General features: G+C 72.0%; 12 protein-coding genes. 10 read left to right on the plus strand and 2 right to left on the minus strand.

The features are described 5' to 3' along the window. Nucleotides 1-886: 886 nt before the first annotated feature. Nucleotides 887-1,879, plus strand: coding sequence for a cysteine synthase A (gene cysK, locus WME76_RS14485; protein WP_437960717.1), 993 nt, complete (start codon nt 887-889; stop codon nt 1,877-1,879). Between the two features lie 7 nt (nt 1,880-1,886). Continuing rightward, the gene (locus tag WME76_RS14490) at nt 1,887-2,879 is read left to right on the plus strand and encodes a serine O-acetyltransferase (RefSeq protein WP_437960718.1); all 993 of its coding nucleotides are present in this window, start codon (nt 1,887-1,889) and stop codon (nt 2,877-2,879) included. 13 nt (nt 2,880-2,892) lie between these two features. Here the strand turns inward: WME76_RS14490 and WME76_RS14495 are convergent, their stop codons facing one another. After that, nucleotides 2,893-3,183 carry a SelT/SelW/SelH family protein gene (locus WME76_RS14495; RefSeq protein WP_437960719.1) on the minus strand — a complete coding sequence of 97 codons (291 nt, stop codon included), beginning with the start codon at nt 3,181-3,183 and terminating at the stop codon, nt 2,893-2,895. On the opposite strand from WME76_RS14495, the gene WME76_RS14500 reads away from it, so the two are divergent. Next, a complete protein-coding gene (locus WME76_RS14500) occupies nt 3,182-3,496 on the plus strand; it encodes a hypothetical protein (RefSeq protein ID WP_437960720.1) in 315 nt (104 codons plus the stop codon). The two genes, WME76_RS14495 and WME76_RS14500, sit on opposite strands and share 2 nt — an antisense overlap. Before the next feature lie 133 nt (nt 3,497-3,629). Next, nucleotides 3,630-5,609 (plus strand): SEL1-like repeat protein, encoded by a 1,980-nt coding sequence (locus tag WME76_RS14505; protein ID WP_437960721.1) that lies wholly within the window; start codon nt 3,630-3,632, stop codon nt 5,607-5,609. A gap of 15 nt (nt 5,610-5,624) precedes the next feature. On the opposite strand, the gene WME76_RS14510 is transcribed toward WME76_RS14505, so the two are convergent. Beyond that, a complete protein-coding gene (locus tag WME76_RS14510; RefSeq protein WP_437960722.1) occupies nt 5,625-8,936 on the minus strand; it encodes a UvrD-helicase domain-containing protein in 3,312 nt (1,103 codons plus the stop codon). Nucleotides 8,937-9,702: 766 nt separating this feature from the next. Between WME76_RS14510 and WME76_RS14515 the strand changes: the two genes are divergently transcribed. From WME76_RS14515 to WME76_RS14540, 6 genes are all read left to right on the plus strand, one after another. Beyond that, a complete protein-coding gene (locus WME76_RS14515) occupies nt 9,703-12,147 on the plus strand; it encodes a DUF2169 domain-containing protein (protein WP_437960723.1) in 2,445 nt (814 codons plus the stop codon). A gap of 106 nt (nt 12,148-12,253) precedes the next feature. Continuing rightward, on the plus strand, nt 12,254-14,674 hold the full coding sequence (locus WME76_RS14520; protein WP_437960724.1) for a type VI secretion system Vgr family protein: 2,421 nt from the start codon (nt 12,254-12,256) through the stop codon (nt 14,672-14,674). A 132-nt stretch (nt 14,675-14,806) separates the two neighbouring features. Continuing rightward, nucleotides 14,807-15,244, plus strand: a complete 438-nt coding sequence (locus tag WME76_RS14525) for a hypothetical protein (protein WP_437960725.1) — start codon at nt 14,807-14,809, stop codon at nt 15,242-15,244. 29 nt (nt 15,245-15,273) lie between these two features. After that, nucleotides 15,274-17,913, plus strand: coding sequence for a DUF2169 domain-containing protein (locus tag WME76_RS14530; RefSeq protein WP_437960726.1), 2,640 nt, complete (start codon nt 15,274-15,276; stop codon nt 17,911-17,913). Continuing rightward, nucleotides 17,910-18,959: a pentapeptide repeat-containing protein gene (locus WME76_RS14535; protein WP_437291371.1), complete on the plus strand. Its 1,050-nt coding sequence runs from the start codon at nt 17,910-17,912 to the stop codon at nt 18,957-18,959. The genes WME76_RS14530 and WME76_RS14535 overlap by 4 nt, the downstream gene beginning before the upstream one ends. 20 nt (nt 18,960-18,979) lie before the next feature. After that, nucleotides 18,980-19,624: a DUF3540 domain-containing protein gene (locus tag WME76_RS14540; RefSeq protein ID WP_061621026.1), complete on the plus strand. Its 645-nt coding sequence runs from the start codon at nt 18,980-18,982 to the stop codon at nt 19,622-19,624. Nucleotides 19,625-19,626: the final 2 nt, after the last annotated feature.

Below are 19,626 nucleotides of genomic sequence, written 5' to 3' on the forward strand. Positions count from 1 at the left end.
GCAGTTGGACCTCCGCGCGGGGGGGCTCAGCGGGGAACATGCTCAGCCATGATGCGAGGCGTATGCCATACAGGGCAAGCGCGAAATTCAGCAAGATAAGCTCACATCGGCGCACGTCAAGACGGTGGACATGGTCCGACGTGGTCCCATGGTGATGGTCCACGGATTCCTCAGGAAATCACCTTACTTGCTCGGGCGCCCACGAGATCTTTTGAGCACCGATGGATCCGCCGGCGCGCTGTCGCACCTGGTGTGGCACTTGGTGTTCCAACGATCGCCAGCGCGTAAAAATTGACGCATTCCGGCAGAGATTTCCTCGCCCTGAGGGCGCTCCTGGGCGCGCTGCGTCATCGATCCTTCGAGAGCGAGAACCCCGGACGGGGACGTGGCAGCGCATGACAACCATGCATCCTCAATGTCGCCCGTTCTTCTCGAGACAGGCCTCGATGAATCCTGTCCTTCGCGCGTAGTCGACTTCGCGTCTCCCGCAGAGCGCCTCCGCCGCCTGGCAGACTGACCACCATGCCTCCCGGCGTCCCGACATCCCCGTGCGGGCCGTTGCAGGTCCAACGGGTCGCCGCGACGCGACGGGGGTGCGCCCGGTCGGCGCGGTGCGCCTCCGCGCGGACGCGGCGCGCGACCCGGCGTTCACCCCGCCGCGCCGCTGCCTGATCGGGCGCTCCCCGCGCGACCCCGCGCGCGCCGGGCGAGCAGGCGCAGAGGCGCGACCGGCGTCGTTCCAGGCCGCTCGTCGCGCGCTGGAACGACCTGGGCGGGGCGCCGCGCTCTGCAAATGCGGCGCGACGGAGGGGCGGCGCACGTGGGCCTTGACAGCGAGGGGCGCCTCTGGATCTCCTCTCTTTCCCCCTCACCACGACGGCCCCCCATGACCAACTTCCCCCGCGTCTACGACGACAACACCCAGAGCATCGGCCGCACGCCGCTCGTCCGGATCCGCCGCGTGACCGACGGCGCGTCCGCCACCGTGCTGGCGAAGATCGAGGGGCGGAACCCGGCCTATTCGGTCAAGTGCCGCATCGGCGCGGCCATGGTCTGGGACGCCGAGCAGCGCGGGCTGCTCGGCCCCGGCAAGGCGATCGTCGAGGCGACCAGCGGCAACACCGGCATCGCGCTCGCCTTCGCCGCCGCCTCGCGCGGGATCGAGTGCATCCTCAGCATGCCCGAGACGATGAGCATGGAGCGGCGCAAGGTGCTCGTGGCCCTCGGGGCCAAGCTCCTCCTGACGCCGGGCCCCCAGGGGATGAACGGCGCCATCGCCAGGGCCGAGGCGCTCGCCGCCTCCGACCCGGGCCGGTACGTGCTGATGCGGCAGTTCGAGAACCCGGCGAACCCCTCGATCCACGAGACCACCACCGGCCCCGAGATCTGGGAGGACACCGGCGGCAACGTCGACGTCTTCGTCTCCGGCGTGGGCACCGGCGGCACGCTCACCGGCGTCAGCCGCTACTTCGAGCGCGTCCGCGGCAAGGCCCTCCACTCCGTCGCCGTCGAGCCGATCCACTCGCCCGTCATCGCGCAGACGATCGCCGGCCAGCCGCTCACCCCGTCGCCCCACAAGATCCAGGGCATCGGCGCGGGCTTCATCCCCAAGAACCTCGACATCTCCTTCGTGGACCAGGTCGAGGCCGTCTCCAACGACGAGTCGATCGCCATGTCGCGGCGCCTCGCGCGCGAGGAGGGCATCCTCTGCGGCGTCTCCTGCGGCGCGGCGATGGTCGCGGCGAGCCGCCTCGCGCGCGATCCGAAGTGGGCAGGGAAGACCATCGTGGTCGTCCTGCCGGACGCCGGCGAGCGCTACCTCTCGGGGCCCCTGTTCGAAGGCATGTTCGCCGAGGTCGAGAGCATGAAGGCCTCGTGAGGTCGATGTGAGGAAGAAGTGTGATGACGCCCCTGTCCCAGCGGGCGATCTGCATGGCGTCGTCGAGGCGCTGATCGCGGGCTACCGGGGAGACCCCCGCGGCCATCACATCAACAAGCGCTTCACCCCGTCGCGCCAGGAGATCACGGAGATCATCGATCTCCTCCTCCAGATCTTCTACCCCGGCTACCACGGGCGGCAGGACCTGTCGGACGAGGACCTGCTCTACCACGTGGGCACGCTGGTCTCGACGCTGCAAGCCAAGCTGGAGCGGCAGATCGAGCGCTGCCTGTGCTTCCAGGACGAGACCGTCGACGCGAACCGCATCGACATCCCGAAGTGCCGGCAGCGCGGGCGCGACGTGGCGCGGGCGTTCGTGAGCAGGCTGCCGGAGGTCCGGCGGCGCCTCCTGCTCGACGTGCAGGCGGCCTACGACGGCGACCCCGCGGCGGCGTCGATGGACGAGGTCATCCTGGCCTATCCAGGCCTGCTCGCGGTGACGGTCCACCGGGTCGCCCACGAGCTGTACCTGCTCGGCGTGCCGCTCATGCCCCGGATCATGAGCGAGTGGGCGCACACGAGGACGGGCGCCGACATCCACCCGGGCGCCAACATCGGCGACAGCTTCTTCATCGATCACGCCACCGGCGTCGTCATCGGCGAGACGACCGACATCGGCGCGCACGTCAAGCTCTACCAGGGCGTGACGCTCGGCGCGCTGTCGTTGCCCCAGCACTCGCGCGGCGCGCGCGGGCTGAAGCGCCACCCGACGGTCGAGGACGACGTCACCATCTACGCGAACGCCACGGTGCTCGGCGGCAAGACGGTGCTGGGGCAGGGGAGCGTGGTGGGCGGCTCGGTCTTCCTGACGAAGAGCGTCGCCGGCGGCCAGCGCGTGGCGATCGAGGCGCCGCGCCTGCGCGTCGCCTCGCCCTCGCAGATCCCGGCGATCGTCGGCGGCTCCGAGATCGACGCCGCCATCCTCGACTTCGACATCTGAACGGCCGCGGGGCTCACCTGTCGGAGTGGCCGAGGGAGCGCTCCGGGTCGATGCGGTCGCGGATCGCTTGCTTGAGCTCCTTCGGTTCCGGGAAGCGCTCCGCGGCGGCGCGCGAGAAGAGCAGGGCGCCGTCGAGCGTGACGTCGAAGATGCCGCTCGCGCCCGGCGACAGGAGCACGTCGATCTCGTCAGGAAAGGTGATGAGCAGCTCCTGGGCGAGCCAGGCGGCGCGGGTGAGCCAGCGGCACTTGGGGCAATACCGGATGGCGACGAGCGGCCGCTGCGGCGCAGGGTTGGTGTCCATGCCGGATCGTAGCGCTGCCTCGCCGACGCGGGGCAGCCCCGGACGAGGAGCGCCCTGGCAGCGCCTGTGCGGCGCGGTAGGGCTCGAGCTCAGCCCAGACCACAATGCGATCTGCCTGGGGGAGCACCTCGATGATGTGGGCGAGGCCCGCCGGGTGCAGATCCCTCAGCTTTCTCTGCAGCAGGGCGAGATTTTGCCGGTGGACCAGCGGCTCGACGAGCTCCTTGTTCTTGCTCTCCTGCTTGTGGGTCAGGGTCTCGATGACGCGTTGCTTTTCGAGGAGCTGAGTTACCAGGCTCAGGCTCTCTTGTAGTCTCTCCTGGGACCTGGGCGTGCTCATGGCGGCTCGGGGCGCGCGAGCATGGCTCGGCGCGGCCAGCGTGGCCCGCCCGCTGCCGCGCTCGCCTTATTGACCGGACCCCACGGCTCATGGTTCTGTCGCCTCGATGAAGCGCGCCTTCGACATGTGCGTGGTTGGGCTCTCGCTCGCAGCGACGTCCTGTGGACCGGGCCTGGATCCAGAGGTCGTGGTGCATGCGCCCCGGCCCATCGTCTCGCCGGAGGCGAGCGCCAGCGCGAGCAGCGGCGGGTGTCCGGCCATCGGCCACACCGAGCCGCTCATCGTCGACTGGCTCGCGACCCGCCGCTCCGATCTCGGGCTCGCGATGAAAGAAGGCGTCGCGGTCGTCTCGTACGACTGCACCACGCTGAAGCTCCTCCCGCAGTGCAAGCTCGCAGGATCCTACTCCTACGCCGGCGTGGCGCGCAGAGACAGCGTCATACAGTTGACAAATCCTGCGGAGATGCAGGCGAATGTTCCCTTCGGCGCCCCGGCGTTGAGCACCGCGATCGAGGGCGGCGGGGCGAACGCGATCGACGTGGCGCTCGTGCCCACCGGGAAGATGGCGACCACGGTCGCGTCGGTCTCGCCGCAGGATCTCTCGGGGAGCTGCGACGGCGCGACGCACTTCGTGCGCGCAGCGCTCCTCGGCGCGTTCGCGATGACGCCGGGCAGCCGCGGCGCGGCGCGGACCGTCGATCAGGTCTTCGCGGCGGTGACGTCCGCCGCGGCGTCGGGCCAGGGCGGCACCACGACGAAGGAAGGCGAGCTCGAGGCGTGCCGGAGCGCGAAGCCCGACGCGCATACGCCGACGGAGCGGTGTCAGGCGCCGCTGCGCCTGGAGCTCGTCCCGCTGCAGGCGAGCAAGGCGCCGCCGTCCGAGCAGCCGGCGGCGAAGCAGGGCGAGGCGGAGCTCCCGGCGCTGTCGAGCCCGTGCCCGGCCGGGACGGTGCTGAGCGGGGCGAAATGCTCGCCGCCTTCGTTCGCGCCCGCGCACCTGTGCGATCCGGCGGACTCGAGGGCGTGCGCGGCGGAGTGCGGGAAGGGCGACGTCGGGAGCTGCTATCACCTCGGGATCCACTACCTGACGGGCAAGGACCTCCCGCGCGACGACGCGAGGGCGGCGGAGCTGTTCGAGAAGGCCTGCGGCGCCGGCGTCGCGCAGGCCTGCTACGCGCGGGGGAACCAGCAGATGCGCGATGTCCTGAGCGCCAAGGTGCCGCCGGACGCGGCGGCGCGGGCCAAGGTGCGAGAGTTCGGCGACAAGGCGTGCGAGCTGGGCGACGGCTGGGCGTGCTTCAGCGTGGCCGACTGGTACCTGCGGGAGGGCCCGCAGGCGGTCCTGCCCAGGGACACGACGCGCGCTGTCGCGCTCCTCCGACGCGGCTGCGATCTCGGGCACGGGCCGAGCTGCAGCGCGCTCGGCAACATGCTGGTCGAGGGGAAGCTCGCGGCGAAGGACGTCGCCGTGGCCGTGGGCGTGCTCCAGCGCGCGTGCGAGGCGGGCCAGCCCGAGGACTGCCTCGAGCTCGGGGACATCCTGCGCAAGGGGCAGGGGGCCCCGAAGGACGGGGTGAAGGCGCTCGTGGCGTACACGCGCGGTTGCACCCTCGGGGACATGCGCGCCTGCAACGCCGCGGGCTCGGTGTACGCGGCCGGCGATGGCCTCCCGAGGGATGTTGCGAAGGCCTATGCGTTCTTCGAGAAGGGCTGTCCGGAGAAGGGCTTCGGCGCCGAGGCCTGCATGAGCCTCGCGGCGATGTACGAGAAGGGGACCGGCATCCCGAAGGACATGGCGCGCGCCGCGGCGCTCTACGAGAAGGTCTGCGGCTCGGGCGGCTGCCTGCGCGCCGCGGAGATCTACCAGCGCGGCGACGGGGTGAAGGCCGACCCGGCGCGGGCGTTCTCGCTGTACGAGCAGGCCTGCACGCAGTGGAGGGAGAAGAAGGCGTGCGACGCGTTCGGCCCGCTGCTCGAGAGCAAGGACAAGGAGCGAGCGCGCGCCTTCTACGCCGACCAGTGCGCGCGGACGCAGGACAAGGCGGCGTGCGCCAGCCAGAAGCGGCTCGGCGGCGCGAGCAAATAACCGCGCTCCCGGCGGTCAGAACAGCTTCATCTGGCGATCGGCGCCCGCGCGCGAGCGCCGCTGCGCCTCCGGCGACGGGCCGACCCGCTGGAGCCATCGCTCCTCGACCTCGCGCACGAACGGCGAGACCTCGGTCTCCTCCACCTTGCCGTGCCGCGCGCGCCGCTGGGCGCGGGTGAGGAACAGCCGCTCTCGCGCCCGCGTCATGCCGACATAGAAGAGCCGGCGCTCCTCGTCCATGTCCGGCTCGCCCCTGCCGGGGAACCGGAGCGGCAGCAGGCCGTCCTCGCACCCGACGAGGAAGACCACCCGGAACTCGAGCCCCTTGGCCGCGTGGAGCGTGAGGAGCGAGATGCGTTCGGCCCGCGGATCCCAGGCGTCGACCTCGGAGCACACGGCGAGCTCGATCAGGAATCGGTCGAGGTCCCCACCGCAGCGCTCCGCGAGCGGCAGCAAGAGCTCCAGCGCCGCGTCCACGTCGGCCTCGCCGAGGCGCGCGGCGTCGGCCTCCGCCGGGGCCGCCGCGCCCTCCGCGGGCATGGACGGCCCTGGCTGCGCGACCTCCTCCCGGAGCCGCGCCGCGGCCCCCTTGAGCCGCGCCGCGAGCGGCCCGGGAGGGGTGCCGGCGAGCGCCCGCGCGAGCGCCTGGGAGGCCGCGCGCTCGGCCACGCGGCGCTCGGACCGCCGCTGGAACGGCATACCCGAGCGGGCGAACGCCTCCCGGAGCGCCTCGGACTGCGCCTCGGTCCGGTAGAGCACCGCGAAATCCGAGAAGGCGACCTCGCCGCCCGAGAGCGGCGAGGCCACCCGCCCGCTGTCCATCGAGAAGAACGTGGACCCGCCGAGCATCCGCTCGATCGTGTGCACCACGTGCTCGGCCTCCGCTGCCTCCGTGGGCGCCTCGTGGATCGCGACATGCTCCGCGCCCCCGGCGCTCGGCACGAGCTCCCGCGCCCCGAGCGTCGGCGAGGGCGCGATCACCTGGAGCGCCGCCTCGACGATGGGACGCGACGACCGGTAGTTCCGCTTCAGTCGAATGACGCGTGCATCTGGAAAATCTTGCTGAAAGCGGAAAAAGAAGCCGACGTCGGCGCCACGGAAGCCATAGATCGCCTGATCCGGATCCCCGATGGCGCAGAGGTTCCCGCCGGGGGGGACCAGCGCGCGCACGAGGCGGTACTGGCGCTCGTCGATGTCCTGGTACTCGTCGATGGAGAGATACCGGGCCCGCGCGCGCGCGTCGGAAAGCGCCTCGCTCCGCTCCTCGAGCAGGAGGATCGCGTGCCCGATGAGGTCGTCGAGGTCGACGAGCCCGCGCGCGGCGAGCTCGTCCTCGTACACCTTCCACGCGCGATCGACGTGCCGGTCGAGCTCCCCGCCGTCCGGCGCGGCGCCGTCCCGCAGCCGGTGCGCGTCAATGTGGCGCGGGTAGGTCCGCTTCAGCGCCGCGATGTCGGCGAGCAGCCGGGCCGCCCGCCGCTCCGGGACCCCGAGCGCCGCGGCGAGCAGCGCCGTCCGCTCGTGGTCGCCGGCGATCTTCGGGGGAGCGCCGCCGGCCGCGTGCTGGCGGAGCAGCGAGAGGCCGAGCGCGTGGAAGGTCATGGCAAGGACGCGACCGCCGGCCTCGCCGAGCAGCGCGACGAGCCGCTCCCGCATCTCGTCGGCGGCGCGGCGGGTGAACGTGATCGCGAGGCACTGCTCGGGCGGCACGCCGAGGTCCACGACGAGGTGCGCGATCCGGTGGGTGAGCGTGCGCGTCTTGCCCGTGCCCGGCCCCGCGAGCAGGAGCAGCGCGCCGTCGGTGAGCTCCGCCGCGGCCCGCTGCTCCGGGTCGAGCGCGTCGAGCAGCCCCGGGCCGCCCGGCCCCGACGACGAGCGCGCCGCGGGCGCCTCGGGGCGGTCCGCCTCCCCGGACGGGGCCGGGCGCGGCGCGGCGTCGGCGGGCGCCCGGCCGCGGCGCGCCGGAGGGCGCTCTGCCGCGGGAGGACGCGACCGTGACGGCGGGGGTCCCCCGGACGGAGGCGGCTCCGGCGCGGAGGGCTCCGGCTGGAAGAGGAGCCCGCCGCCGCGGCGTTGCTTGAGCTCGTCCGGCTGGAAGACCCGGATCGCGCCGTACTCTCCGTCATAGCCCGCGTCGCGGATCACGCGGCCTTCCCGCATCCGCGCGATCGCCTCGGAGAGCAGGGGCGTGCCCGCGCGCTCGATGTCCTCGAGCGGAGCGTCGCCGAGGAGGAACAGCTCGGGGCCGATCCGCGACAGCACCGCGTCGTAGCTCCGCTGCACCGCCCTGCTGGAGGCGCCGACGCCGTGGAGCTCGGCGAGCACCTCGGGCAGGGGCACCAGGTTGCGGAACGCGCTCGCGCCCTCGGGCCGCACGCCTTCCTCGCGGTCGGCGAGCTCCTCGACCCGGTGCAGCACGCCCACCGTCACCGGGTGGCCGCACACGGGGCACGCCAGGGAGAGCGCCCGGGTCTCCGCCGGCGAGAGCACGACATTGCACTTGCGGTGGCCGTCGAGGTGGTATTTCCCCTCTTCCGGGAAGAACTCCACGGTGCCGCAGAAGCCCTGACCGGTCTCCAGGGCGCGCCGGATCGCGAAGTAATCGAGCGCCGTGTCGAACGCCGTGGCCTCGCGGCCGAGCTTCGCGGGCGAGTGGGCGTCCGAGCTGGAGACGAGCCGGTACCGGTCGAGCCCGGAGATCCGCCAGTTCATCGCGGGATCGGACGAGAGCCCCGTCTCGAGCGCGAAGATGTGCGGCGCGAGATCGCCGTAGCACTCCTCGACCGCGTCGAAGCCGGCCTTCGAGCCCAGCACCGAGAACCACGGCGTCCAGATGTGCGCCGGCACGAGGTACGAGCCCTCGCCCGACGCCAGCACGATCTCGAGCAGGTGGCGCGAATCGAGCCCGAGGATGGGCCGCCCGTCGGCGGTCAGGTTGCCGACCCTGGACAGCGCGCGCACGATCCGGTCCGCAGCCTCGAAGTCGGGCGCGTAGAGGAGGTGATGGATCTTGCGGGTCCGATCTCCCTTCTTGTAGATCGTCGAGATCTCCACCGAGAGGACGAAGCGGGTCGTCCCGCGGCACGCGCCGGGGAGCCGCTCCGAGACCGCGCGGCCGAGGTCGTCCCGCAGGCGAAAGAGCCCTGGCTCGGCGGGCACGAGGCTCTCGCGGAGCTCGGCCATCCACGCCGGATGGGTGAAGTCCCCCGTGCCGATCACCGCGATGCCCTTGCGCTGAGCCCAGTAGCTCAGGTGCGCGAGGTCGCAATCGCCGCTCGTCGCCCGGGAGTATTTCGAGTGCACGTGAAGGTCAGCATAGAAACGCATGGTGGGCCGTCGTGTGGTGTCGTTCCTATTCGAGAGCTTCCTCGCGCTGTCAATCGAAGGTTTCGCCATTTCGGCCGAAAACAAGCGGGAAAATTCATGCACGCAAACGTAAAGACTCACGCCCTGCGGCGGAGTGTTGCGATTGGTAAAGCGGCGACGCTCGGCGTAATGCGATCCGACGGGCTCGCCCGTCTGGAAGACAGAGGCCCGGCCGAGCATGCGTACGCAGGCGGGATCGAGCAGGGTCATCGAGGCTCGATCGCGGCTGTCGCCGCCCGCTCTGATTCCGACTCTGATCCTGGGTCGATGTCTCGACCATTCGCGCGCGGAGCGACACGCGCGCGGAGTCCGTCTGTCGAGACGAGAGCTCCTCTCCGATCGAGTCTTCGAGATCGGGAGAGCTGTCATCGGGAGGCGGGACCACCGCGCGGAGCTCCGCTGCTTCAGCGCGCCGCCGCTCATCTTTGCCCACCTGCGCCGAGGCGGTTCCATCTCATCCTCACACCATGCCCGCGGACATCCCACATGGAGCGGGCACAGGAAGATCTTCACAGGGACATGGTCGAGAGAGAGAAAGCCCGATGACAGCGCGCCCTCGCGGCCATGTCCTGCGCTTGCGTCGGCGAGGCGCGGGGCGCTATGTTGCCGAACCTGGGGTCCTCCGCAGCATCGAGCAAACGCCCCGTCAACCCGCGCTGTGCAATCGCCCTGGCCCCTCTCCGTCGTTGCCCTGACGCCATCGTCTTGCGGTGCCGTCCTGTGGCGCATGCAGGGCGCAGAGCGGCTCACGGTCGTCGTCAAGGCCACGTTCGCCCTCGTCCACGAGCGGTGCGCCGAGCTCACCGCTGCGGCCGACCTGGCGCGCTCCGACCAGCCCCGCGAGGGGTGGGGGAGCCTCGACGAGGCGTGCGAGACGGCGCCCTATCTGCCGAGCGCGGGGGTCCTCGTGCGCGGGCACGCCTGCGCGCCGGCCGGAGAGACAGCGACGTCGCTCTCGGTGCGCGTCGCGCTCTTCCGGGACGATCGGTGGATCCTCAACAAGGTGCTCCACGTCTTCGGCGACTACACGCGCGCGGCGCCCAGCCCGCGGCCGTTCAGCCGGGTGCCGATCGTCTATGAGCGCGCTTACGGCGGCCCGCATGTCGACGCGAACCCGGTGGGCGTGGGCGCCGACGCGGCGTTGCCGAGCATCGTCGATCCGGCCGACCCGACGCGGCCGGCCGGCTTCGGCCCGATCGCCAGGCACTGGGCGCCGAGGAGGCACCTCCTCGCGCGGGATCAGGCGCCCGACCGGCCGGTCCCGGAGCTCGATGCGGGCTTCGACTTTCGCTACTTCCATGCCGCGCCCCCGGATCAGCAGATCGAGTTCCTCCGCGGCGACGAGTGGATCTTCCTCGAGGGCCTGCACCCGCACTACCCCTGGCTCCGGTCGAGCCTGCCCTCGGCGCGCGGGCTCGCGCGGCTCTACCGCGCCGGCGCGGGCGGAGAGGACCACGGGCAGCCGATCGAGCTCGTCGCCGACACGCTGAGCATCGACGCGGATCGCCTGCTCTGCTCGCTGATCTGGCGGGGGAACGTCGCCCTGCAGCCAGGCGACACGCCGGCGCGGATGCGCGTGGTCGCGGGCGTGGAGCTGCCGGGGCGGCCGCTGGTCTGGCCCGCGCCGCTCGCGGCGCCGCCTTCGTCCCGCAGCGGCCCGGAGGTGCCAGGCCTCGTGGAGGAGGAGCCGGAGAGCGCCAGGCGCCCGGTGATCCAGGACGAGATCACGGCCGAGACCCGCGTCGCCGACCTCGTCGCGGGCATGGGGCAGCCGCTCGCGCCCTTCGCGCTCGCCGAGCCGGGGAGCGGGCCTCCGGCCCGGGGGAGCACGATCCCGGGAGCGCCCTGGAGCACGCGCTCCCGGGCGACGCCGCTGCGCCCGCCGTCCCGCGCGGTCAGCCATTTCACGCCGGAAATCGAGGCGGCGCTCACCGGGGTGAGCAGCCTCCTCGCGCCCTGGGCCGATGCGCACACCACCGACGGTCAGGATCCCGCGCCGCCGTCGCCGGTCCTGCCGTTCACGCCGGCGCCCCCGCCTCCGGGCGAGCTGCCGCCGGGATCCGTGCCGTTTGCGATGCCCTTCGCGCGCCCGGGGAGCGACCCGTTGCTGCGCCTCGACGAGCTCGCGGCGCCGCCGGTGGCGTCACCCGAGGCGCTCGACGGCAAGAGCCCTGCGGTCGCCCCGCCGTTCGTTCACGAGCCGGCTCCCGCGCCGGCGTCCACCCGCGCCGCGCCCGCGAGCGGCGTTGTGCCCGTCGCGCCGGCGTCCACGCGCGCCGCGCCGGCGTCCACCCGCGCCGCGCCGGCGTCCACGCGCGCCGCGCCGGCGTCCACGCGCGCCGCGCCGGCGTCCACGCGCGCCGCGCTCGCGAACGGCGCCGCGCCAGCGTCCACCCGCGCTGCACCCCCGAGCTCCGCCGCGCCCGTCGCGCCGGCGTCCGCCCGCGCCATCGCCGCCGCGCCGGCCGCGCCTTCGCCCGAGCCGGAGGCGCGGGGCCTGCGCGCCGCGCTGCTCGCCCGCCTGAGGAGCGGGCAGCCGCTACACGACCTGGAGCTCGCGGGCGTCGAGCTCGACGGCATCGACTTCAGCGGCGCCTCGCTCGAGCGCCTGAACCTCGCCGGCTCGACGCTCACCCGGTGCAACTTCGCCTCGGCGCGCCTCGCCGGGGTGAACATGAGCGGCGCGGATCTGACGGACGCGAGCTTCCACGCGGCCGACCTGACCCGCGCCGATCTCTCCCGCGCCACGCTGGACCGCGCGCAGCTCTCCTCCGCGCTGCTCGACCGCGCGGACCTCGCGTTCGCGAGGGGGTCGAACGCGCGCTTCGAGGGCGCGTCGCTCGAGGGCGCCGACCTGCGGCAGGCGCGCCTCACCGAGTCCGTCTTCGACCGGGCGATCCTCGCGGACGTCAACGGGAGCAAGGCCGACGTCTCGAGATCCAGCTTCGCCAGCGCCAACCTCGCCGGCGCCATCCTGCGCTCGGCGAAGCTCAAGGAGGCGCGGCTCCCCTGCGCCAACCTCGACGGCGCCGACCTGCGCGACGCGGACCTCGCGGGCGCCAACGTCTATGGGGTCAAGCTCGCAAACGCGAGATCGAGCGGCGCGATCTTGCGGTCCCTCGTCGAGATTCCACCCGCCGATGACGGCATCAACGGTTCCTCAGGAGGTTGACCGCATGACGGATTTCTGCCTAGCTCTGTGAGCGGCGCCCCCGGACGGTCAGCCGGACGAACCCCTTAGCGGCACCAGCAAGTGCCCTCTTGAACCAGGAAAAGCCATGGACGACCTTATCAAGATCTCCTCGGGCGCGCTCCCCGTCACCACGCGCGTCATTGGCTTCCGCGGCGTCGAGGCCATCTCGCGCCCGTATCAGATCGAGATCTTCCTCCTGCTCCAGGGCGAGGAGGCGGAGTCTCTCGACCTCTCCGACGCGGTGGGGGCCAAGGCCTCGCTCGTGCTCGACTGGCCCAAGGACAACCTGCCGCCCTTCGTCTTCTCCGGCGTCCTCGCGACCGCCGGCGTGGTGCACGAGATGGACGGCCGCTCGCTGCTCCGGGCGGTGCTCGTCCCGAGGCTGTGGCTGCTCGGGCTCTCGAAGCACAGCCGCATCTTCACCCGGCAGGCGCTGCCCGACGTCATCAAGGCCGTCCTCGAGGAGAACGGCATCGGGCCGGACGAGTACGAGATGCGCCTCGGCAGCTACGAGGTCGAGGAGCATATCTCCCAGTACCGCGAGAGCGATCTCGACTTCATCTCGCGGTGGATGGAGCGCGAGGGCATCTTCTATTACTTCGAGCACACGCTGGAAGGCGACAAGATCGTCTTCTGCGACGCGATGACGTACGAGGACGACCCGATCGGCGCGCCCGTCCGCTATCACCCGCAGATCGGGTATGACGTGAGCGCGGGGATGTCGCTCCGCACGTTCACGAGCCAGCACACGACCCTCCCGGCGTCGATCAAGCTGAAGGACTACGATTATGCGCGGCCGAACCTGAACATCTCCGGCTCGGCGCGCGTGTCGCCGAGCGGCGCGGGCGAGGTGAGCCTCTACGGCGAGCGCTTCTTCTCGCCGGCCGCGGGCGATCGGCTCGCCAGGCTCCGCGCCGAGGAGCTGCGCGCCCGGCAGGTGCTCTATCGAGGCACGGGCACGCGGCTGCACCTGCGGCCCGGCTACACGTTCGAGCTCGACGATCACCCGCGCGCGGCGTTCAACGCGAAGCACCTCACCATCGAGGCGCACCACTACGGCAACCAGCTCGCCGGGGCCACCGGGTACCGCGAGCTGCTCGATCTGCCGCACGAGGAGGCCTACTTCGTCGAGCTCACCGCCATCCCGGCGAAGACGCAGATGCGCGCGGAGTGCCGCACGCCCTGGCCGCGCATCTACGGTTACGAGAACGGCACCGTGGACGGCCCCGCCGAGAGCGAATACGCGCAGATCGACGATCTCGGCCGGTACAACGTCAAGTTCAAGTTCGACGAGAGCAACCTCAAGGGCGGAAAAGGCTCGACGTTCGTGCGCATGATGCAGCCGCACGGCGGCGGCATCGAGGGCTTCCACTTCCCGCTCCGCCGGGGGACCGAGGTGGTGCTGAGCTTCCTCGGCGGCGACCCGGACCGGCCGGTCATCTCGGGCGTCGTGCCGAACGCGCTCACGCCGAGCCCGATCACGAGCGGCAACCACACGAAGAACGTCATCCAGACGGGCGGGCGCAACCGGCTCGAGCTCGAGGACAAGACAGGGCAGCAGCGCGTCACCCTGTCGACGCCGTACTCGAACACGTACCTGCGCATGGGCGCGCCGAACGACGATCACGAGCTCATCGTCAAGACGGACGACAACACGCTGCTCGACGCGGGAAAGAACTTCGACCAGACCGTGGGCCTGAACGGCGGCGGCTCGTGGGTCGCCACGATCAAGGACAACTGGATCACCCACGTCCAGTCCGGGATCCACGAGTTCTACGTCGAGGCCGGCACCTCGTACACCGAGGTCAAGGGCGACACGTGGCTCCACGTCACGAGCGGCAACCTCTTCACCGACGTCGACGCGGGCCAGATGACCACCAACGTCGAGGGGGACACCACGACGACGGTGAAGACCGGCAACTACACGGTGAACATCAACACCGGGGACACGACGGTCACCACGAAGGCCGGAAACACCCTCGTCGACACGCAGGCAGGGACGACGACCGTCAAGAGCAAGGGCAAGCTCACGCTCGAGACGCAGGACCAGTGCGAGGTCAGCGTCAAGAGCAACATGATCCAGAAGGTCGACGGCAACCTGACGGGGGAGATCAAGGGCGCCGAGGAGCTCAAGACGCACGGCCCGTTCAAGAAGCTCTACGCGTCGAACAACGTCAACGTCGTCGCCGGGGTCAAGTCGGATACGTTCCTCGGCGCCTCGAACACGAACGCCGTCGGCGCCGCCGTCTCCACCTTCGTCGGCGTGAAGGCGACCCTGGAGCTCTCCGCCGCCTTCACGGCGACGTACGCGGCCAAGCTCGACATCACGGGCGGCGTGGCGCTCTCGTACAAATGGGGCGCCTCGCTCGCGATCAACAGCGCGATCGAGCTCACCGTGAAGCCGACATCCATCGAGACGGGCGCGGCGAAGATCTCTCAGCTCCCGACGCGGCTCGCGATGACCGCCCTGCGCTACCACCTCTCCGGTGTCCATGTGCTCAGTTGACAGGGCGAGCGACGGGGAGCGCGAGCCGGGCCCGCTCTCCCCGTCCTCGAGCAGCTCGACCTCGACCGCCGCCACCTGCGGGCGGGCCGCAGCGCAGCGCCCGTGAGCCACAAGGAAAGATCGCGCAGCGACATGGGTACGATCATCGCCATCTCCGCCATCCTCGTGCCGCTGCTCGTCGTCGCGGTCGTCCTCTTCTTCGTCTTCCGCCGGGAGGACGCCCGCATGGACGCGGTGAAGGAGGGGATGGCCGAGCTCGGCGAGCGGACGGCCCGCGCGCGGGCAGCCCAGGCCAGGGTGGTCTCGAGCCGGACGCGCGGCACGTTCGAGGACGGCGCCATGGCGTTCGTCGATCTCCGGCTGGAGGTGCAGCCGTCGAGCGGGGCGGCGTACCTCGCGAACACGGAGTGGGAGATGAACACGAGCTCCCTGTCCATGGTCGAGCCCGGCAAGCCCGTCGCCGTCAAGATCGACAGCGACGATCCCGAGCGCGTTTACCCCGACGTGGGTTGGGCCAGATTCTCGCGCTCGTACGTGGCGCGCAGCGTGATGAACAAGAGCGAGCGGTGAGCGGCCCTCCGGCGTGAGCCCATAACCCTATGCGGATCATCAAACCCCAGCGCATCTCCATCCTGCAGCGCGTGTTCGAGCTGAAGCAACAGCGCTTCCTCGCGCTCGGCCTCACCGCGTACCTCCCGCTCGACGCGCCGGAGCTCCCGCTCCCCGAGATCTCGATGTGGCAGGAGATCCCGCGGCAGCTCGGCAAGGACGTCGCCCTCGACGAGGGGCTGCCGAAGCCGCGCGGCGAGGTCCTCGTCTTCGGCAAGGCCTTCGCGGCGGCCGGCAAGCCGCGCCCGGCGTTCCGGGCGCGCGTCCAGGTCGGCCCGGTCGACAAGGCGGTGTACGTCGTCGGCAAGCGCCGCTGGGAGCGCGGCGTGCCGAGCGAGCCCGAGCCGCTGACCGAGCTCTCCCTCGGCTGGGACAAGGCGTTCGGCGGGCCGGGCTTCGCGCCGAACCCGATCGGGACGGGGCTCGCGACGGTCGAGGAGGAAGGGAAGAAGACCCACCCGCTCCCGCAGATCGAGCACCCGAAGCACCTCATCACCTCGCCGAACGACCGGCCGCCGCCCGCGGCGTTCGGTCCCCTCGACGCCACCTGGCCCGAGCGCCAGTCGAAGCTCGGGACGTACGACGCGGCGTGGCTCGAGAACGATTTCCCGGGCTTCGCGCGCGATCTCGACCCGGAGTACTTCATGGTCGCGCCGCCCGATCAGCGCCTGCCCGGCTTCTTCCAGGGCGGGGAGCCGTTCGCCCTGGAGCACCTCCACCCCGAGGAGGCCACGCTGACGGGCCGCGTGACCGAGCTCGCCGCGCGTTGCTTCGTGACGCGGGCCTCGCGCGGAGACGCGCTCGAGGAGGTCGCGACGCGGCTCGAGACGGTCGTGCTCCTGCCCAACATCCGGCGCATGATCGCGATCTTCCGGGGCGTCGCGCGCGTCGAGGAGGACGACGCGCGCGACGTGAAATGCATGCTGGCGGCGCTCGAGCGCCGCGGCGCCCCCCGCCCGGAGGCCCACTACCAGGCCGCCTTCGAGCAGCGCCTCGACAAGAACAAGGGCCACCTCGTCGCGCTGCGCGATCGCGACCTCTTGCCGGAGCCCGGCCCCGGCGCCCCCGCGCCGCCGGACGAGAAGTTCAGCGACATGGACGACCTCCTGCGCCGCGAGGGCGTGCTCGAGCGGCGGTCGCGCGAGCGGGCGCAGCGCGAGCTGGACAAGGCCCGCATGTCCGTGCGCGTGCTCGGGCTCGATCCGGACGAGAAGGGCATCCCGCGCGAGCTGCCGCCGCCCGAGGCGCCGCCGAAGCTCGACGAGCTGCCCGAGTACATCGAGCGGGTCGAGGCCGAGGCCGCCCGCATCGAGGCCGAGGCCAGGGCGAGGCAGGAGGAGGCCCTCGGGCAGGCGCGCCAGAGCCTCGCCGAGCACGGCATCGACCTCGACGCGGTCATCGAGAAATCGAAGAGCGAGGGCGGGCCGCCCAGGTTCCGCGCGGACGAGCACCTCGCCCGCATGCGCGAGACCGCCCAGGCCGGCCGCGAGCTCGGCGCCCCGATGGAGCAGCTCGAGGCCCAGATCGAGGATCCGGCGTTCCTCGCGAAGCTGCGCAAGCTCGAGGAGGCCCAGCTCCTCGGCTACCGGACGGCCGCGCACCACATGGCGCCCGCGGCCGTCCCGGACGAGGCCGCGCTGAAGGACCTCCGCGCGCGGGTGGAGGCCGCGCTCGCCTCGGGCGCCCCCATGACCGGCTGGGACCTCACCGGCGCGGATCTGCGCGGGCTGGACCTGTCCGGGGCCGTCCTGCGGGAGGCGCTCCTCGAGCGCGCGGACCTGCGCGATTGCGCGCTCGCCGGCGCGGACCTGTCGGGCGCCGTGCTCGCGCGCGCCAACCTGGAGGGCGCGCGGCTCGACGGCGTCGGCCTCGAGGGCGCGAACCTCGGCGAGGTCCGCGCGCGCGGCGCCGACTTCGGCGGCGCGCGCCTCGCCAGGGCGATCCTGCACCGCGGCGAGCTCGCGGAGGCGCGGTTCGCCCGCGCCGACCTCCGGGGCGCCGACCTGTTCGAGGCGCGCCTGCCGCGCGGGGACCTCGAGGGCGCGATCGCGGACGAGGTCCTCTTCTACGAGTGCGACCTCGAGGGGGCGCGCCTCGATCGTGCAAGTCTGCGAAAAGCAACGTTTTTCCGCTGTCGCATGGCCGGCGCGAGCCTCGCGGAGGCCGTGATCGAGGCCGCGGCGCTCGTCGAGACGGGCGCGGAGGGCGCCTGCTTCCGCGGCGCCCGCGCGAACAACCTGCGCCTCGTGCTCGAGTGCCGGCTCGGCGGGGCCGACTTCTCGGGCGCGGAGCTCGAGCTCGCGACGATGCGCGGCGCCTCGATGAAGGGCGCCGGGCTGACCGGCGCCCGGGCCGACGGCTGCGATCTCAGCGAGTCGGACCTCAAGGAAGCGCGCCTCGCGGGCGCGAGCCTCAAGGGGGCGCGGCTGATGCGCACGGATCTCGGCGACGCCGAGCTGTCGGACGCGAACCTCATGGAGGCGATGCTGCAGAACGCGCGCGTGCACGGCGCCTCGTTCCTGCGGGCCAACCTGTTCCGCGCGAACCTGATGGGCGCCGAGGGCGACACGCGCACGACCTTCAAGGACGCCCACGTCGTCCGGACCTTGTTCCCGAGGCGAAAGCGATGACCAAGGACGATCTGCTCGAGCGCGTCGCGAACGCGGATCCCGTGACCGACGAGGATCTCGCGGGCGCGGACCTGCGCGGCGCCGATCTCTCCGGGGCCGTGTTCGAGCGCGTGTCCTTCCGGGGAGCCGACCTGACCGGCGCGAAGCTCCACGAGTCGGTCTTCTCCGACTGCCGGTTCGAGGGGGCGAAGCTCCCGGGGGCGCGCCTCCGCCACGGGGTGTGGGACCGGTGCACGTTCCTCGCGGCCGACCTGCGCGAGGCCGACCTCGTCGCCGCGAGCCTCGTGGAGTGCGACCTGTCGCGCGCCACGCTGGACGGCGCCGACCTGACCATCGCGAGCCTCCTCAAGCCGCGCCTCGAGGAGGCGAGCCTGAAGGCGGCGAACCTCGACCGCGCGGCGCTCGTGGACGCCGAGGTCGCGCGGGCGGTCTTCGAGGGCGCGCGGCTCCAGCAGACCGCGCTGCTCAAGGCCGACCTGTCGACGGCGCGCCTGCGCGGCGCGCTCTTCGAGCGGACCATGCTGATCGGGGGCAAGCTCGGCGGCCAGGACCTCTCCGGGATGGATCTCACGCTCGCGCAGCTCATGGAGGTGGACCTCACCGGCTGCGACCTCCGCGGCGCGAGGATGGTGCAGGTGAACTGCAAGGGGGCCTCCCTCGTGGGCGCGCGCCTCGACGAGGCGAACCTCGAGCGGGCCCTCTTCGCGGAGGCGAGCCTGACGAACGCGACGCTCAAGAACGCGAAGGTCGGTCAGGCGCTCTTCGTGAAGGCGCGCCTCGACGGCGCGAGCCTCGAGGGCGCGAGCGCGCAGCAGGCGATCTTCAAGAGCGCGAGCTGCGCCGGCGCGAGCTTCGCCGGCGCCGATCTGACGTACGCCGATTTCTCGTACGCGGATCTCGCGAACGCGGATTTCTCGCGCTGCACGCTGTTCCGCGCGCGGTTCCACCGGACGCGCCAGCAGGACACGCGATTCACGAACCGGTCCGCGGCGCTCGGCGACGACGAGGAGCTGAGCGAGGCGGAGCGGCGCTCGGAGAGCCGATAGGGGTCAGGACGGAGGTACCGATGAGAGACAATCTGGCAAGGAAGCTCGCGTGGCCGATGCAGGAGGTCGCGACCGTGGTGGGGGTCTCGGGTCGCGGCCTGCGCCTCAGGTCGAGCTCGGGGGAGTTCGAGGCGCGGCGCGCCGCGAGCTGCCTGCTCGAGCCCGCCCTCGGCGACGAGGTGCTCGTCGCGCACCACGAGCGCGGCTCGCACGTGCTCGCGGTGCTGGAGCGCGACGACGCGACGGCGGCGCGGCTCTCCGTCGAGGGCGATCTCGAGATCGCCGCGGCGTCGGGCAGGCTCTCGGTGAGCGGGCGCGACGGGGTCGACGTGGCGACCCCCGGCGAGGCCGCGATCGCGGCGGGCTCCGCGCGCCTCCAGGCGGGGCGCGCCGACGCGGTGGTCGGGGTCCTGAGCCTGCTCGGCGACAGCCTCACCGCGAAGGTCGACCGCGTGAAGACCGTGGCGCAGTCGGTCGAGACCGTCGCCGAGCGCCTCGTGCAGCGGCTCGACCGGGCCTACCGCTTCATCGCGCGGTCCGAGGTGGTGCGCGCCGAGTACCTGGAGTTCGAGGCGCGGGCCGCGTTCCACGTGAAGGCGGAGACGACGCTCGTGAACAGCGGCGGGCTGACCAAGATCGACGGCTCCCAGATCCACCTGGGCTGAGA

The sequence above is a fragment of the Sorangium sp. So ce119 genome (assembly GCF_051524405.1).
In the GTDB taxonomy this organism is placed as follows: Bacteria; Myxococcota_A; Polyangia; order Polyangiales; family Polyangiaceae; genus Sorangium; species Sorangium cellulosum_G.

Coding starts and splice junctions, on each gene's coding strand:
- cysK (WP_437960717.1), top strand. CDS start 887: ATGACCAACTTCCCCCGCGTCTACGACGACAACACCCAGAGCATCGGC.
- WME76_RS14500 (WP_437960720.1), top strand. CDS start 3,182: ATGCCGGATCGTAGCGCTGCCTCGCCGACGCGGGGCAGCCCCGGACGA.
- WME76_RS14495 (WP_437960719.1), bottom strand. CDS start 3,183: ATGGACACCAACCCTGCGCCGCAGCGGCCGCTCGTCGCCATCCGGTAT.
- WME76_RS14505 (WP_437960721.1), top strand. CDS start 3,630: ATGAAGCGCGCCTTCGACATGTGCGTGGTTGGGCTCTCGCTCGCAGCG.
- WME76_RS14510 (WP_437960722.1), bottom strand. CDS start 8,936: ATGCGTTTCTATGCTGACCTTCACGTGCACTCGAAATACTCCCGGGCG.
- WME76_RS14515 (WP_437960723.1), top strand. CDS start 9,703: ATGCAGGGCGCAGAGCGGCTCACGGTCGTCGTCAAGGCCACGTTCGCC.
- WME76_RS14520 (WP_437960724.1), top strand. CDS start 12,254: ATGGACGACCTTATCAAGATCTCCTCGGGCGCGCTCCCCGTCACCACG.
- WME76_RS14525 (WP_437960725.1), top strand. CDS start 14,807: ATGGGTACGATCATCGCCATCTCCGCCATCCTCGTGCCGCTGCTCGTC.
- WME76_RS14530 (WP_437960726.1), top strand. CDS start 15,274: ATGCGGATCATCAAACCCCAGCGCATCTCCATCCTGCAGCGCGTGTTC.
- WME76_RS14535 (WP_437291371.1), top strand. CDS start 17,910: ATGACCAAGGACGATCTGCTCGAGCGCGTCGCGAACGCGGATCCCGTG.
- WME76_RS14540 (WP_061621026.1), top strand. CDS start 18,980: ATGAGAGACAATCTGGCAAGGAAGCTCGCGTGGCCGATGCAGGAGGTC.